Raw genomic sequence first — 240 nt, forward strand, 5'->3', positions numbered from 1 at the left:
GTATTCTTCCGAATTAGAGAAACTGCAGGCAGAGAACCGTTATCTGAGACAACAAAATGAAGTTTTAAAAAAGTACAACGAATTGGAAAGGAAGTTGATAGCCAAACGTCAGTCGAACTTGTAGAAGGATTGCGCAGCGCAATGACCGTGCAGAATATCTGTGTTCATTTAGGTATCTCACGAGCGTCTTATTATCGTTGGAAGAAGAACCTGATGAAAGATCATCCCAAGTGCCATTTG

The 240-nt window shown here is 40.8% G+C and carries 1 pseudogene; it reads left to right on the plus strand.

Features of this window, described 5'->3' with window-relative positions:
- Window positions 1-240: pseudogene (locus WA325_RS21360) on the plus strand (DUF1492 domain-containing protein); the annotation flags it as partial.

This window comes from Bacillus sp. 205(2023) (assembly GCF_037027485.1).
Taxonomy (GTDB): Bacteria; Bacillota; Bacilli; order Bacillales; family Bacillaceae; genus Bacillus; species Bacillus halotolerans.